This is a genomic window from Nocardioides campestrisoli (genome assembly GCF_013624435.2).
In the GTDB taxonomy this organism is placed as follows: Bacteria; Actinomycetota; Actinomycetes; order Propionibacteriales; family Nocardioidaceae; genus Nocardioides; species Nocardioides campestrisoli.
This window is the reverse complement of record NZ_CP061768.1, coordinates 101,294-114,378: the sequence shown is the minus strand read 5'-3', so window position 1 is coordinate 114,378 and position 13,085 is coordinate 101,294. Positions and strand designations below refer to the sequence as shown.

Here is a 13,085-nt window from a genome sequence, read left to right as displayed (position 1 = left end):
GAAGAAGGCATGCCCACCCGTCTGCTGCTGATCGCCGACACGCACCTGCCCAAGCGCGCCCGCGACCTCCCGGCCCAGGTGTGGGACGAGGTGGAGACCGCCGACGTGGTCATCCACGCGGGCGACTGGGTCGACGTCCGCCTCCTCGACGAGCTCGAGGACCGCGCCGCCCGGCTGGTGGGTGTCTTCGGCAACAACGACCACGGGGAGCTCCGCGAACGGCTTCCCGAGGTCGCCCGGGTCGAGATCGAGCGGATCAGGTTCGGTGTGGTCCACGAGACCGGCCAGGCGAAGGGCCGCGAGGAGCGGTGCTCGGCGGCGTACGACGACCTCGACGTGCTGGTCTTCGGCCACAGCCACATCCCCTGGGACACCACCAGCGCCACCGGACTGCGGCTGCTCAACCCCGGCTCCCCCACCGACCGGCGCCGTCAGCCGCACTGCACCTACATGACCGCCGTCGCCGAGGACGGGGTGCTGCGCGACGTCACCCTGCACCGGCTCCCGCCCCGCGAGACCGGCCCGTCCCGAGAGCCGGCCTGAGCGTCTGCTCCGTCCCTGCCCCCTCCGTCAGCCGTGCAGGATCGAGGACAACTTCTTCCCGCGTGCCACATCGTCGGAGCCGGTCAGCCACTCGATCCGACTCATGCGCGATAAGCGCAGACCTGTGGCGCGGATGAGGCTTCCGGCCCGGGGACCGCTACTTTGGTGGAAACTGTGTGACAGATCTGCTCCTGCCGTCTCGGGCAACGCACTCCGCACCACCAAGCAAAGGGATCAACATGCCCGTTCTGGATTCAGGAGTCACCGCGCGAGCCGACGTCCGGCCCGCCGACACCAACGACATCGACATCCACTACGTGGAGATGACCCGCGCCACCCTGCACGTGGCGATGGCGATCAGCCGCGCTGTCTCGACCCGGGGGTCGCGGCCGGAGATCCGCACCTTGGCCCGCGAGGTGCTGGCAGCGCAGACCACCCAGCTGAACGAGATCACCTCCTGCCTGCGCGAGTGGGAGCTGGCGGCGCCGCTGGGCCCCTACCCCGACGCGATCGAGCTGCGCGACCTCGAGGGCGACAAGCTCGACGCGACGTTCATCGAGCACCTCACCACCTACGCGGAGACCTCCAAGGAGAACGCCCGCCTCGAGGTCGAGCGGGGCGAGAACCGGCGTGCGCGCCGGATCGCCGAGACCTCGATCCCGGCGCACTGCCTGCAGCTGGCCGCCGTACGCCGGCTTGCCCGCGCGCTGCGCTGACCGTCCCCGGATGCCCCTGCGACGGGGCTCACACTCCGTTCAGGAGCTGCTCCACCCCTGCTGGATACGGCGCCCGGTCGCGCCGTAACGTCGGACCAGTCCCCGGGTGACCCCCGGGCTCCCCCCAGCGAAGGAGCACCACATGCAGCAGGTCAAGGCCGTCGTCGCCCGTGCCAAGGGCGCACCCGTCGAGGTGACCACCATCAACGTGCCCGACCCCGGTCCGGGCGAGGCCGTGGTGCAGATCCAGGCCTGCGGGGTGTGCCACACCGACCTGCACTACCGCGAGGGCGGGATCAACGACGAGTTCCCGTTCCTGCTGGGCCACGAGGCCTCCGGGATCGTCGAGGCCGTCGGCTCGGACGTCACCGGCGTCGCTCCCGGCGACTTCGTGGTGCTCAACTGGCGTGCGGTCTGCGGCGAGTGCCGGGCCTGCAAGCGCGGGCAGCTGGAGTACTGCTTCAACACCCACAACGCCAAGCAGAAGATGACCCTGGCCGAGGGGCCCGACGCCGGCACCGAGCTCTCCCCCGCCCTGGGGATCGGCGCGTTCGCGGAGAAGACGCTGGTCGCCGCCGGGCAGTGCACCAAGGTCGACCCCGACGCCCGTCCCGCCGCCGTCGGCCTGCTCGGCTGCGGCGTGATGGCCGGCGTGGGCGCCGCGATCAACACCGGTGCGGTCACCCGCGGCAAGTCGGTGGCCGTGATCGGCTGCGGCGGCGTGGGGGTCGCCGCGATCGCCGGCTCCGCGCTGGCCGGTGCGAGCCCGATCATCGCCGTCGACATCGACGCCAAGAAGCTCGAGGCGGCCAAGAAGCTCGGTGCCACCCACACCGTCGACTCCTCGAAGGTCGACCCGGTGGAGGAGATCAAGCGGATCTGCGCAGAGACCTACGAGGGCGCCGAGGGTGCGGACGTGGTGATCGAGGCGGTCGGCCGCCCGGAGACCTGGAAGCAGGCCTTCTACGCCCGCGACCTGGCCGGCACCGTCGTCCTGGTCGGTGTCCCGACCCCGGAGATGAAGGTCCCCGAGATCCCGCTCGGTGACGTCTTCGGCCGCGGCGGCTCGCTCAAGTCCTCCTGGTACGGCGACTGCCTGCCCAGCCGCGACTTCCCGATGCTGGTCGACCTCTACCGCCAGGGCCGGTTCGACCTGGACGCCTTCGTGACCGAGGAGATCGGCATCGACGACGTCGAGGCCGCGTTCGAGCGGATGCACGGCGGCGACGTGCTGCGCTCGGTGGTGGTGCTCTGATGGCCGCGCGCGTGGACCACGCGGTCTCCTCGGGCACGTTCTCGCTCGACGGGGAGACCTTCGACGTCGACAACAACATCTGGGTGGTCGGCGACGACTCCGAGTGCGTGGTGATCGACGCACCCCACTCGGTCGACGACATCCTCGCCGTCGTGGGCGGCCGCACGGTCAAGGCGATCATCTGCACCCATGCCCACGACGACCATGTCCGCGTCGCCCCCGCGCTGCGCCAGGCGGTGAACGGCGGCTCGGGCGCGCCGATCCTGCTGCACCCCGACGACCGCCCGCTGTGGGAGCTCACCCACGGCGGCCCCGACGCCGAGGACGGCTACCTCTGGGACGTCGACCTGGTCGACGGCCAGGAGATCGAGGTCGCCGGCACCACGCTGAAGGTGCTGCACACGCCCGGCCACGCCCCCGGCGCCGTCTGCCTGTACGCCGAGGAGCTGGGCTGCCTGTTCACCGGCGACACCCTCTTCCAGGGCGGTCCGGGCGCGACGGGTCGCTCCTTCAGCGACCGGCCCACGCTCGAGGCGTCGATCCGGGCGAAGCTGTTCGACCTGCCCGACGAGACCGTCGTGCACACCGGCCACGGCGACGACACCACCATCGGTGCCGAGCGGGAGCTGCTCGGCGAGGGCTGAGTCGGCCGCTGTCGGTTTCACCGGGTCCCCGGTGAAACCGTCACTTCTTGACCGTTGCAACGGCAGGTAAGTGACAGGTTTCATCGGGGAGTCGGTCGCGGCGACCGTCTTCCCGGCACTCGCTGTCGATCGACACGTCGGTACGAGCGCGAGGACAACCGTCCGCGGAGTGTTGCTCCGAGCCCGTGAGCGACCTCACCCGCGGCGGGCGAGGAAGCGGGCCCCGTGCCTGAACCGGCTTACGATCCCTGCGTGCAACACCAGAACGGCATCGACCCCGAAGACCTCGCCACCACCGTGAAGGTCCTCGGACAGCTCCACGACCTCCCCGACGACCACCCCGACCTGATCCAGGTCAAGCGCGCGGCGTCGCACATGTACAAGGCCCTGAAGAAGGAGCGGCGTACCCGCAAGCGTGAGGCGGAGCTGGCCCACGACCGGGCGATCACCGAGCAGACGGCGACCGGCTCCGCGATGCGGATCGACGACGAGACCGCCGGCATCCCGCTGGTCTCGCACGCCCCCGGCGCCTTCGCCGGCGAGCTGATCAACCCGCGCGGCTGCTACATCTGCAAGGAGGACTTCACCCTCGTCGACGCCTTCTACCACTGGCTCTGCCCGCGCTGCGCCGCGATGTCGCACGCCAAGCGCGACCAGCGCACCGATCTCACCGGCAAGCGCGCGCTGCTCACGGGCGGCCGGGCGAAGATCGGGATGTACATCGCGCTGCGGCTGCTCCGCGACGGCGCGCACACGACGATCACCACCCGGTTCCCCAAGGACGCGGTCCGCCGCTTCGCCGCCATGGAGGACTCAGCCGACTGGCTGCACCGGCTCAAGGTCGTCGGCATCGACCTGCGCGACCCGGCTCAGGTGATCAGCCTCGCCGACGACGTCGCCGCGGCCGGTCCGCTCGACATCCTGATCAACAACGCCTGCCAGACCGTACGCCGCTCCCCCGGCGCCTACTCCAAGCTGATCGAGATGGAGGACGCGCCGCTGCCGGCGCACATCGCACTGCCGGAGATGGTCACCTTCGACGGCATCTCCGAGGCCCACCCGGCCGCGATAGCGGGCGCGCTGACCACCACCGCCGTCGCCAGCCACGAGGGCGAGTCCCTGGAGGTCGCCGAGGCCGCGCACACGGCAGCCTCGATCACCGCGCTCGCGCTCAAGGCGGGCAACGCCTCGCTCGCAGCCCACCTGGACGGCACCGCCGTCGACGCGGGCGGCCTGCTGCCCGACCTGCAGACCACCAACTCGTGGACCCAGCACGTCGACGAGGTCGACCCCCTGGAGCTGCTCGAGGTGCAGCTGTGCAACTCGATCGCGCCGTTCCTGCTCGTCTCCCGGCTCCGGCCGTCGATGCGGGCCGCGGTGCAGGCGGGCGCGCGCCGGGCGTACGTCGTCAACGTCTCCGCGATGGAGGGGCAGTTCTCCCGCCGCTACAAGGGCGCCGGTCACCCGCACACCAACATGGCCAAGGCCGCGCTGAACATGATGACCCGCACCAGCGCGGGCGAGATGTTCGAGACCGACAAGATCCTGATGACCGCCGTCGACACCGGCTGGATCACCGACGAGCGACCCCACCAGGAGAAGCTGCGGATCGCCGCCGAGGGCTGGCACGCCCCGCTCGACCTGGTCGACGGCGCTGCCCGGGTCTACGACCCGATCGTGCTCGGCGAGCGCGGCGAGGACCTCTACGGCTGCTTCGTCAAGGACTACCAGCCCTCGCCCTGGTGAGGCGCGGACCCGGCCTGACCGTCAGCTCAGCGGCGGGTCGGTCGGCTTCCCCGACTCCGGCGGCGACGCCGGCGCATCACCGGACGCCTGGGCGTCGGTGGCCGGGCCGCCAGCGTCGGGCGAATCGGGCGCATCGGGCGCATCGATCTCTGCCACCGGCGTCATCCTGCGCCTCGCCGCCAGCTTCTCCAGGCTGCTCAGCAGCCCGGTGCGGACCTTCTCCACCTTGTCGCCGTACTGGCCCTTGGTCTGCTCGTTGATCCGTCCGGTGGCCTTGTCGATCCAGCCGGCGATCTCGTCGCGACGCTCGTGCGCCAGGCCGCCGGCCTTCTCCACCGCCTCGCTGGTCTTCTTGTCGGTCTCGGTGACCAGCTCCTTGAGCCGCTTCTCCAGCTCGAGCTCGTCGATCTTCTTCTTCATGTCGTCGGCGAAGGCCATGAGGATCTCCAGGAGTCACGGTGACGGAACACCACGCGGGCGGTGTGAGGGTCTCACCAGAGTAGGTTGCAGGGCGTGACGGACCGGAGCGACGAGCAGCACGAGCAGGCCACCGCCGACCTGGGCTTCGCCCGCGTCGACCTCGACCGGGCCCACCGCACCGGCGACCCCGAGGTGGTCTACGGCGCCGGCAAGTCCCCGGTCCAGGTCGCGGAGATCCTGGCCACCCTGCACGCCGCCCACCCCGAGCGCGCCGTGCTCGCCACCCGGCTCTCCGAGGAAGCCCAGGCGCTCTGCGTCGACCTCGGCGCGCAGGTCGACCGCACCGCCGGGACCGCAGTCCTGGGCCCCCTGCCCGCCCCCCGCGGCACGGTGGCCGTGGTCGCGGCCGGCACCTCCGACGCCCCGGTCGCCCTCGAGGCCGCCCTCACCGTCCAGGTGCACGGTGCCGCCGTCGACCTGATCACCGACGTCGGCGTCGCCGGGCTGCACCGGCTGCTCGCCGTCCGCGACCGGCTCGAGGCCGCCGACTGCCTGGTGGTGGTGGCCGGGATGGAGGGAGCGCTGCCCTCGGTCGTCGGCGGCCTGGTCGGCGTCCCGCTCGTCGCGGTCCCGACCAGCGTCGGGTACGGCGCCTCGCTCGGCGGCGTGGCCGCCCTGCTCGCCATGCTCAACTCGTGCGCCCCCGGCGTCACCGTGGTCAACATCGACAACGGGTACGGCGCCGGCGTCGCCGCCGCCCGGATCGCCCGGCAGTCGGTCCAGCGATGAGCACCGCCTGGATCGACGCGTCGGTCTCCGGGGCCAGCGGCGACATGCTGCTCGGCGCGCTCGTCGGCGCCGGGGTGCCGCTCGACGTGATCCAGGGCGCGGTCGACGCCGTCTCCCCCGAGCCGGTCACCCTCCACGCCGAGAGCGTCCGCCGCGGTGCCCTGGCCGCCACCCGCTGCCACGTCGAGGTCGCCGACTCCACCCACCACCGCACCTGGCGCGACGTCTACGCGCTGCTCACCGAGGCGTCCCTGGCCGAGCCGGTCCGCGAGGCCGCACTGCGGGTCTTCGAGCGGCTGGCGGTCGCCGAGGGTGCCGTGCACGGCGTCGCCCCCGAGGAGATCTCCTTCCACGAGGTCGGCGCACTGGACGCGATCGCCGACGTGGTCGGCGTCTGCGCCGGCTTCGCCTGGCTCCGCGCCGAGCACGGGCTCACCGAGGTGGTGGTCAGCAAGGTCGCCGTCGGCTCCGGCACGGTCCGCGCCGCCCACGGCACCCTGCCCGTCCCCCCACCCGCGGTCGCCGAGCTGCTGCGCGGCGTGACGTCGTACGCCGGTCCGCCCGGCGCCCCCGAGACCGAGCTGTGCACGCCCACCGGCGCGGCCCTGCTCACCACCCTGGCCACCGGCTGGGGCGCCCAGCCGGCGATGGCGGTCGAGCGGATCGGGGTCGGCGCGGGGGGCCGCGACCCCGAGGGGCACGCCAACGTGCTGCGGCTCCTGGTCGGCGCCGCCGAGACCGGCCCGGCCGGGGCGCCCCCGCTGCAGATCGAGACCAACATCGACGACCTGGACCCGCGCCTGTGGCCGCAGGTGATCGCCGCCCTGCTCGCCGCCGGCGCCTCCGACGCCTGGCTCACCCCGATCCTGATGAAGAAGGGCCGGCCCGCGCACACCCTCTCCGTGCTCGTCGCCGCCGACCGGGCAGCGCAGGTGCGGGACGCGATCTTCCGGCACACCACCACCCTCGGCGTGCGGGAGGTCCCGCTCGGGAAGCACTCCCTGGACCGTGAGATGGTGAGCGTCGAGGTCGACGGTCGCACCATCGCGGTCAAGCTCGCCCGCCACGACGGCACGCTGGTCAACGCCCAGCCCGAGTTCGACGACGTGGTCCGGGCGGCCGAGGCGTTGGGCCGTCCGGTCAGCGAGGTGCTGGCGGACGCGTCGGCCGCGAGCCGAGCCTTCTTCGACCGAACTACCTTCCTGGAGTGACCCCTGTGGACCTGGCGGTCGTCGCGCTGACCTTCGGCGCCCTGTTCCTGGTGGAGCTGCCCGACAAGACCTTCATCGCCACCCTGGTGATGAGCACGAAGTTCAGGCCGCTGCTGGTCTGGATCGGCGTCGGTCTGGCCTTCGCCGTGCAGACCGGGATCGCGGTTGCGCTGGGCAAGGCCGCCTCCTTCCTGCCCACCGACGTGGTCCGGGCCGCGGCGATGCTGCTCTTCCTGGCCGGGGCGGTGCTGCTCTTCCGCGAGGCCCGCAGCCACGACCAGGCCGAGGGCGAGTCCGAGACCGAGCAGGAGTTCGCCGAGAAGGCCGCCGCCCGAGGCGAGGTGACCGGGTTCAAGGTCGTGCTCACCAGCTTCCTGGTGCTCTTCGCCGCCGAGTGGGGCGACCTCTCCCAGCTGCTCACCCTCTCCCTGGTCGCCAAGTACGACGACCCCGTCTCCGTCTTCATCGGCGCCTGGGGGGCGCTGCTCGCCGTCTCCGGCCTGGCCGTGATCGTCGGCCGGGTGCTGCTGGCGAAGGTGAAGCTCTCGGTGCTGCACTACGCCGGCGGATGCGTCTGCCTGGTGCTGGCCCTGTTCTCGGCGTACGAGCTGCTGACAGGCTGACCCGGGCCCTGCCACAGTGACGACGTGACCCACCACCCGACGCAGGCACAACCGACCGAGGCAGAGGTACGGGCGGACGCCGTGAAGCGTGACCGCCTGGTGGAGACGGCCCGCCGCGGGCTGGCGCTGCTGGAGACGGACCGGCGAGATCCCGTGGGCCGGGGCCTCCTCGGCGACGCAGTCGGGCAGTGGCCCGGGGAGCCGCCGGTGTGGCTCTCCGCCGCCGCGCTGGCCTGGCTCAGGCCCTCACTGCCCGAGCTGCCGCTGCGCACCGAGCGGCTGGTGCTCCGACCCGCCACCCCCGACGACCTCGAGGACCTGCTCGCCTACTACGGGCGGGAGGACGTCGCGACGTACCTGCCGTTCGGCGTCCAGGACCGCACCGACCTCGCGGCGTCCATCCAGCGACGGCTCCGTTGGCACCGTGAGGACAACCCGGAGCCCCCCGCGCTCGGCCTGCTGCTCGAGCTCGACGGCCGGGTGGTCGGCGACGTGCTGCTGATGTTCAAGCCGCCGCACCACAGCCAGGCGGAGATCGGCTGGGCGGTCCACCCCGACGCCGCCGGACGCGGCCTGGTCACCGAGGCCGCCCGGGCGCTGCTCGACCTGGCGTTCGGGCACTACGGCTTCCACCGTGTCTACGCCAGCCTGGACGCGCGCAACCTCGCCTCCGCCCGGCTCTGCGAACGCCTGGGGATGACGCGCGAGGGGCTGTTCCGGCAGGACTTCTGGTCCCAGGGCGAGTGGACCGACTCGCTGCGCTACGCGATCCTCGCCGACGAGCACGCCCCCACGACGGGCACAGCGACGCGGGACGACGCTGGGCCCGCCCACTAAAGTGCCCGCCATGGCTTCGACAGGCGCGACCGGCCCCAGCAAGACCGAGACAGGCTCCAGCACGCGGCTCGGGGTGGACTCCGAGGTCGGCACCCTGGAGACCGTGCTCCTGCACCGGCCCGGCCCCGAGCTCAAGCGGCTCACCCCGCGCAACAGCGACAAGCTGCTCTTCGACGCCATCCCCTGGGTCAGCCGGGCCCAGGAGGAGCACGACGCCTTCGCCGAGACCCTGCGCGGGCGCGGGGTCGAGGTGCTCTACCTGACCGAGCTGCTGGTCGAGACCCTCGCCGACGCCGAGGCCCGGGAGCGGGCGATCGACGGGGTGACCAACACCCTGCACCTCGGCGACACCCTGGCCACCTACCTGCGGGACTCGCTGCACGACCGCACCCCCGAGGAGCTGGCGCTCTTCCTCACCGCCGGGGTGCGCAACGACGAGGTCCGCGGCGGGCACGGCCTGGTCACCTCGCTGCTGGCCGAGGACGACTTCCTCATCGACCCGCTGCCCAACCTGCTCTTCACCCGGGACTCCTCGGTGTGGATCGGCGACCGGGTCGCGATCACCTCGCTGGCACTGCCGGCCCGGCGCCGGGAGACCCAGCTGACCGAGCTGATCTACACCCGGCACCCGCGGTTCGCGGGCACCTCGACGATCCACGGTTGGCAGCACGAGAACGTCGAGGGCGGCGACGTGCTGCTCATGTCGCCGGGCGTGGTCGCGGTCGGGGTGGGCGAGCGGACGACGCCGGCCGGCGCGGAGCGGTTCGCCCGTCACCTGTTCGCCGAGGGCCTGGCGCACACCGTGCTGGCGGTGCCGATCACCCAGGAGCGGGCGACGATGCACCTGGACACGGTCTGCACGATGGTCGACGTCGACAAGATCGTGATGTACCCCAACCTCGCCGACTCCCTCCAGGCGTACGCCGTCACCCGCGCCGAGCCCGGCGAGGGTGGGGACCCCGACGAGCTGCTCGTGGCCCCGGCCGAGCCGTTCCTGGTCGCGGCGGCCAAGGCGATGCAGATCGACACCCTGCACCAGATCGACACCGGCCTGGACCCGGTGACCGCCGAGCGCGAGCAGTGGGACGACGGCAACAACACCCTCGCCCTGGCGCCACGGGTGGCGGTGGCCTACGAGCGCAACGACCAGACCAACGCCCGGCTCGAGGCGGCCGGCATCGAGGTGGTGCGGATCGCCGGCTCCGAGCTCGGGTCGGGTCGCGGCGGGCCGCGGTGCATGAGCTGCCCGGTCTCGCGGACGCCCCTGCCGACGATGTGACCCGACCGCGTGACCCGACCGCCTGACCCGGGGGCGCCCTGTCCCAGGACCATTCCCAACCGTGGCGGCGCGGGGTAGGGATGGAGACGGGCCGCGGCGGGAGCCCCCGCCCGGGGTTGGAGGCGCCGATGTCGAGCGAGGAACCCGCGCGCCGGCGCGCTCCCGGGCCGAGCCGCTGGCGGCTCACCCTCTCCGACGTCGGCCGGCTGCTGTCCACCTGGGCGGTCTCCACGGCGGCGCTGTGGCTCAGCGCCCTGCTGCTGCCCGAGCTCTCGGCCTCCTCCCTGTGGGACCTCGCCCTGGTCGCGGCGGTGAGCGGCCTGGTCGGTCTGCTGGTGCGACCCGTGCTGGTCGAGGTGAGCGTGCGGATCGCCTGGCTCACGGTGCTGCCGCTGGCCTTCGTCGTCCAGGGCGTGGTGATGCACGTCGCGATGGTCACGGTGCCCGGGATCACCTCGACCTGGCTGGTCGCCTTCGTGGTGAGCTGGGTCTCCGCGGTCGCCGGCACGCTCGCGGCGTACGTCGCCTCCGCGGGCACCGACGCCTCGTTCACCAGCGCGCTGGCCCGGCGCGACCGGGCGGTCACCGTCCCCGACCCCGAGGTCGACGGGCTGGTCGTGGTCCAGCTCGACGGCGTGCCCTTCCCGGTGCTGCGCTGGGCCGTGCAGGCCGGCCGGGTGCCGACGATCCGGCGGTGGGTCGGCTCCGGCAGCCACCTCCTCACCGAGTGGACGCCGCAGCTGCCGTGCACCACGCCCGCCAGCCAGCTGGGCATCCTGCACGGCACCGTGGACGGCGTCCCCGGCTTCCGGTGGTACGACCGGGAGCTGGGCCGGGTGCTGGTCGCCAACCACCCCGCCGACGCCCGGATCATCGAGGAGCGGGCCAGCGACGGACGCGGCCTGCTCTGCGAGGACGGGACGTCGATCTCCAACCTCTTCTCCGGTGACGCCGGACGGTCGCTGCTGACCATGAGCCACGTGGCCGCCAGCCCGGGGTCGCTGCAGACCAAGCGGTCGCTGGCCTGGTTCATGCTCACCCCCACCGGCTTCGCCCGCAGCTTCACCCGCACGGTGGGCGAGGTGGTCAAGGAGCGCTGGCAGCGACGCGTCCAGGTGCGGCAGGGGCTGGAGCCGCGGGTGCCCCGGACGTGGACCTTCGCCTTCCTCCGGGCGCTGACCAACGCCCTCCAGCGCGACCTCAACACCGCGCTGGTCTCGGAGGAGATGCTCGCCGGCCGCAAGGTCGTCTACGTCGACTACGTGGACTACGACGAGATCGCCCACCACGCGGGGATCTTCCGGCACGAGTCGGTCGCCGCGCTCGACGGGCTCGACCGGGTGCTCGCCCAGCTCGAGCAGCTCGCCGCGCGGGCGCCGCGACGCTACCGGCTGGTGGTGGTCTCCGACCACGGCCAGTCGCAGGGGCAGCCGTTCGCCGACCGCTACGGCCAGGACCTCTCCGCGGTCTGCGCCGGGCTGATGGCGGTCGAGGTCCGCCACCCCGAGGCCGCGGACGAGGGGTGGGCGCGGGCGGGCGCGCTGGTCCAGGACCTCGGCGACCAGGGGCTGGCCGGCCGCGTCGCCCGTCCCGCGCAGCGCCGGGTCGACGAGGCGGTCGACGAGGGAAGGTCCGGGCACACCGACCGGGCGCAGGACGTGGTCGTGCTGGCCTCGGGCAACCTGGGCCTGCTCCAGGTCCAGGGCCCGAGCCGGCTCAGCGTCGACGAGCTCGACCGGCGCTGGCCGCGGCTGCTGCCCGGCCTCACCGCGCACCCCGGAGTGGGGTTCGTCGCCGGCCTCGACGACGCCGGCGTCCCGTGGGCCTACGGCCACGACGGCCGGTGCCAGCTGGCGACCGGCGAGGTCACCGGGAGCGACCCGCTGCGCGAGTACGGCGAACCGGCGCGCCGGCTGCTGGCCCGCGCGGTGCTGCGCCCGGAGGCGCCCGACCTCTACGTCAACAGCCTGGTCGAGCGGGACACCCTCGACATCGCCGCGTTCGAGGAGCTGGTGGGGGCCCACGGCGGCCTGGGCGGGTGGCAGGAGAGCGCGGTCCTGCTGGCCCCCAGCGAGTTCGGCGACTCGATCCCCGACCGGGTCGAGGGCGCCGACCAGCTGCACCAGGTGCTGCTCGGGTTCCTGCGGCGCAGCGGCCAGCGGCTGGTCTCAGCGGCCGGGGCCGAGGTCGAGCGTCCAGGGTTCGCCGGGAGCCACGCGGACCACCTCGCACCCGGGCGCCCCGACGGCGACCGCTGAGACGAAGGCGTCCAGCGGCCGGTCGAACCAGCCGCCCACCTGCCTCATCAGCGGCGCGTGCAGGGTGCCCCAGTGCACCGGCAGGGCGTAGCGGGCGCCGGTGGTCGCGCACGCCCGCGCGGCCTGCTCCGGGCCCATGTGCCCGCCGGAGAGGCGCGGTCCCCACCCCCCGATCGGCACGATCGCCACGTCCAGCCGGTCCGCCCCGGCCAGCCCCGGCAGGTCCGCCATCGCCGGGTAGAGCTCGGTGTCGCCGGCGAACCACACCGTCGTCCCGCGCGCACGCAGCAGGTGCCCGTGCGCGTCCTGGGGGCGGTGCGGCAGCGGGCGGTCGTGGTGCACCGCCGGCACCAGCCGTACCTGCGCGTCGCCGACCGTCGCCCACCCCTCCGGCGCCACCCCGCGCAGCCCGCGCCGGGTCGCCCAGCGGGCGTTGTCCGGCCCGGTGAGCACCGGCACCCCGGGCAGCAGTCGCAGCGACCTCAGCTCGGCGTGGTCCAGGTGCAGGTGGGAGAGGAGGACGGCGTCCGTGCCGGCCCACTGCTCGGGGCGCGGTGGCGGCGGGCTGCGCCGCAGCAGGGTGTTGTGGGCGCGGAGCAGCGGGTCGGTGAGCAGCCGCGTGCCGGCCAGGTCGATCACCACGGTCGAGTGGCCCAGCCAGGTCAACCGGAGCGGCCCCGGGGCTCCGTCCATCGTCCGAGCCTAACGGCGCCGCGGAGCGCGGTCGACGCGGTCGATGCGGTCGACGCGGCGCTCAGTCCGCG

13 protein-coding genes are annotated in these 13,085 nt (G+C 73.2%); 11 read left to right on the top strand and 2 right to left on the bottom strand.

All coding sequences use genetic code 11. The features are described 5' to 3' along the window. The first annotated feature begins 9 nt into the window (after window positions 1-9). The 5 genes from H8838_RS00555 to H8838_RS00535 all read left to right on the top strand — a co-directional run bounded on the left by H8838_RS00555 (window position 10) and on the right by H8838_RS00535 (window position 4,904). The gene (locus H8838_RS00555; RefSeq protein ID WP_185995495.1) at window positions 10-543 is read left to right on the top strand and encodes a metallophosphoesterase family protein; all 534 of its coding nucleotides are present in this window, start codon (window positions 10-12) and stop codon (window positions 541-543) included. A gap of 239 nt (window positions 544-782) precedes the next feature. Then, window positions 783-1,259 carry a DUF305 domain-containing protein gene (locus tag H8838_RS00550; RefSeq protein ID WP_181310013.1) on the top strand — a complete coding sequence of 159 codons (477 nt, stop codon included), beginning with the start codon at window positions 783-785 and terminating at the stop codon, window positions 1,257-1,259. Between the two features lie 142 nt (window positions 1,260-1,401). Continuing rightward, the gene (locus H8838_RS00545; RefSeq protein ID WP_185995496.1) at window positions 1,402-2,514 is read left to right on the top strand and encodes an S-(hydroxymethyl)mycothiol dehydrogenase; all 1,113 of its coding nucleotides are present in this window, start codon (window positions 1,402-1,404) and stop codon (window positions 2,512-2,514) included. Next, window positions 2,514-3,158, top strand: a complete 645-nt coding sequence (locus H8838_RS00540) for an MBL fold metallo-hydrolase (RefSeq protein WP_185995497.1) — start codon at window positions 2,514-2,516, stop codon at window positions 3,156-3,158. The genes H8838_RS00545 and H8838_RS00540 overlap by 1 nt, the downstream gene beginning before the upstream one ends. Before the next feature lie 252 nt (window positions 3,159-3,410). Further along, window positions 3,411-4,904 carry an SDR family NAD(P)-dependent oxidoreductase gene (locus tag H8838_RS00535; protein ID WP_224766296.1) on the top strand — a complete coding sequence of 498 codons (1,494 nt, stop codon included), beginning with the start codon at window positions 3,411-3,413 and terminating at the stop codon, window positions 4,902-4,904. A 21-nt stretch (window positions 4,905-4,925) separates the two neighbouring features. On the opposite strand, the gene H8838_RS00530 is transcribed toward H8838_RS00535, so the two are convergent. Next, window positions 4,926-5,342: an antitoxin gene (locus H8838_RS00530; RefSeq protein ID WP_185995499.1), complete on the bottom strand. Its 417-nt coding sequence runs from the start codon at window positions 5,340-5,342 to the stop codon at window positions 4,926-4,928. 75 nt (window positions 5,343-5,417) lie between these two features. Between H8838_RS00530 and larB the strand changes: the two genes are divergently transcribed. The 6 genes from larB to H8838_RS00500 all read left to right on the top strand — a co-directional run bounded on the left by larB (window position 5,418) and on the right by H8838_RS00500 (window position 12,321). Continuing rightward, window positions 5,418-6,113 carry a nickel pincer cofactor biosynthesis protein LarB gene (gene larB / locus H8838_RS00525; protein WP_185995500.1) on the top strand — a complete coding sequence of 232 codons (696 nt, stop codon included), beginning with the start codon at window positions 5,418-5,420 and terminating at the stop codon, window positions 6,111-6,113. After that, window positions 6,110-7,324: a nickel pincer cofactor biosynthesis protein LarC gene (gene larC / locus H8838_RS00520; RefSeq protein WP_185995501.1), complete on the top strand. Its 1,215-nt coding sequence runs from the start codon at window positions 6,110-6,112 to the stop codon at window positions 7,322-7,324. Before larB ends, larC begins: the two co-directional genes overlap by 4 nt. Continuing rightward, a complete protein-coding gene (locus H8838_RS00515) occupies window positions 7,321-7,947 on the top strand; it encodes a TMEM165/GDT1 family protein (RefSeq protein WP_224766295.1) in 627 nt (208 codons plus the stop codon). Before larC ends, H8838_RS00515 begins: the two co-directional genes overlap by 4 nt. A 24-nt stretch (window positions 7,948-7,971) precedes the next feature. Then, a complete protein-coding gene (locus H8838_RS00510; protein WP_224766294.1) occupies window positions 7,972-8,784 on the top strand; it encodes a GNAT family N-acetyltransferase in 813 nt (270 codons plus the stop codon). 10 nt (window positions 8,785-8,794) lie between these two features. Further along, window positions 8,795-10,063: an arginine deiminase gene (locus H8838_RS00505; RefSeq protein WP_185995502.1), complete on the top strand. Its 1,269-nt coding sequence runs from the start codon at window positions 8,795-8,797 to the stop codon at window positions 10,061-10,063. Between the two features lie 128 nt (window positions 10,064-10,191). After that, complete coding sequence (locus H8838_RS00500; RefSeq protein WP_185995503.1) at window positions 10,192-12,321, top strand: phage holin family protein; 2,130 nt, start codon at window positions 10,192-10,194, stop codon at window positions 12,319-12,321. On the opposite strand, the gene H8838_RS00495 is transcribed toward H8838_RS00500, so the two are convergent. Then, window positions 12,232-13,014: an MBL fold metallo-hydrolase gene (locus tag H8838_RS00495; RefSeq protein WP_185995504.1), complete on the bottom strand. Its 783-nt coding sequence runs from the start codon at window positions 13,012-13,014 to the stop codon at window positions 12,232-12,234. The genes H8838_RS00500 and H8838_RS00495 overlap by 90 nt on opposite strands. Window positions 13,015-13,085 lie beyond the last annotated feature (71 nt).

What these genes read in the sequence shown, in the direction of transcription:
- H8838_RS00505 (WP_185995502.1), top strand. Translation starts at nt 8,795, where the DNA reads ATGGCTTCGACAGGCGCGACCGGCCCCAGCAAGACCGAGACAGGCTCC.
- H8838_RS00550 (WP_181310013.1), top strand. Translation starts at nt 783, where the DNA reads ATGCCCGTTCTGGATTCAGGAGTCACCGCGCGAGCCGACGTCCGGCCC.
- H8838_RS00495 (WP_185995504.1), bottom strand. Translation starts at nt 13,014, where the DNA reads ATGGACGGAGCCCCGGGGCCGCTCCGGTTGACCTGGCTGGGCCACTCG.
- H8838_RS00540 (WP_185995497.1), top strand. Translation starts at nt 2,514, where the DNA reads ATGGCCGCGCGCGTGGACCACGCGGTCTCCTCGGGCACGTTCTCGCTC.
- larC (WP_185995501.1), top strand. Translation starts at nt 6,110, where the DNA reads ATGAGCACCGCCTGGATCGACGCGTCGGTCTCCGGGGCCAGCGGCGAC.
- H8838_RS00545 (WP_185995496.1), top strand. Translation starts at nt 1,402, where the DNA reads ATGCAGCAGGTCAAGGCCGTCGTCGCCCGTGCCAAGGGCGCACCCGTC.
- H8838_RS00500 (WP_185995503.1), top strand. Translation starts at nt 10,192, where the DNA reads ATGTCGAGCGAGGAACCCGCGCGCCGGCGCGCTCCCGGGCCGAGCCGC.
- H8838_RS00555 (WP_185995495.1), top strand. Translation starts at nt 10, where the DNA reads ATGCCCACCCGTCTGCTGCTGATCGCCGACACGCACCTGCCCAAGCGC.
- H8838_RS00530 (WP_185995499.1), bottom strand. Translation starts at nt 5,342, where the DNA reads ATGGCCTTCGCCGACGACATGAAGAAGAAGATCGACGAGCTCGAGCTG.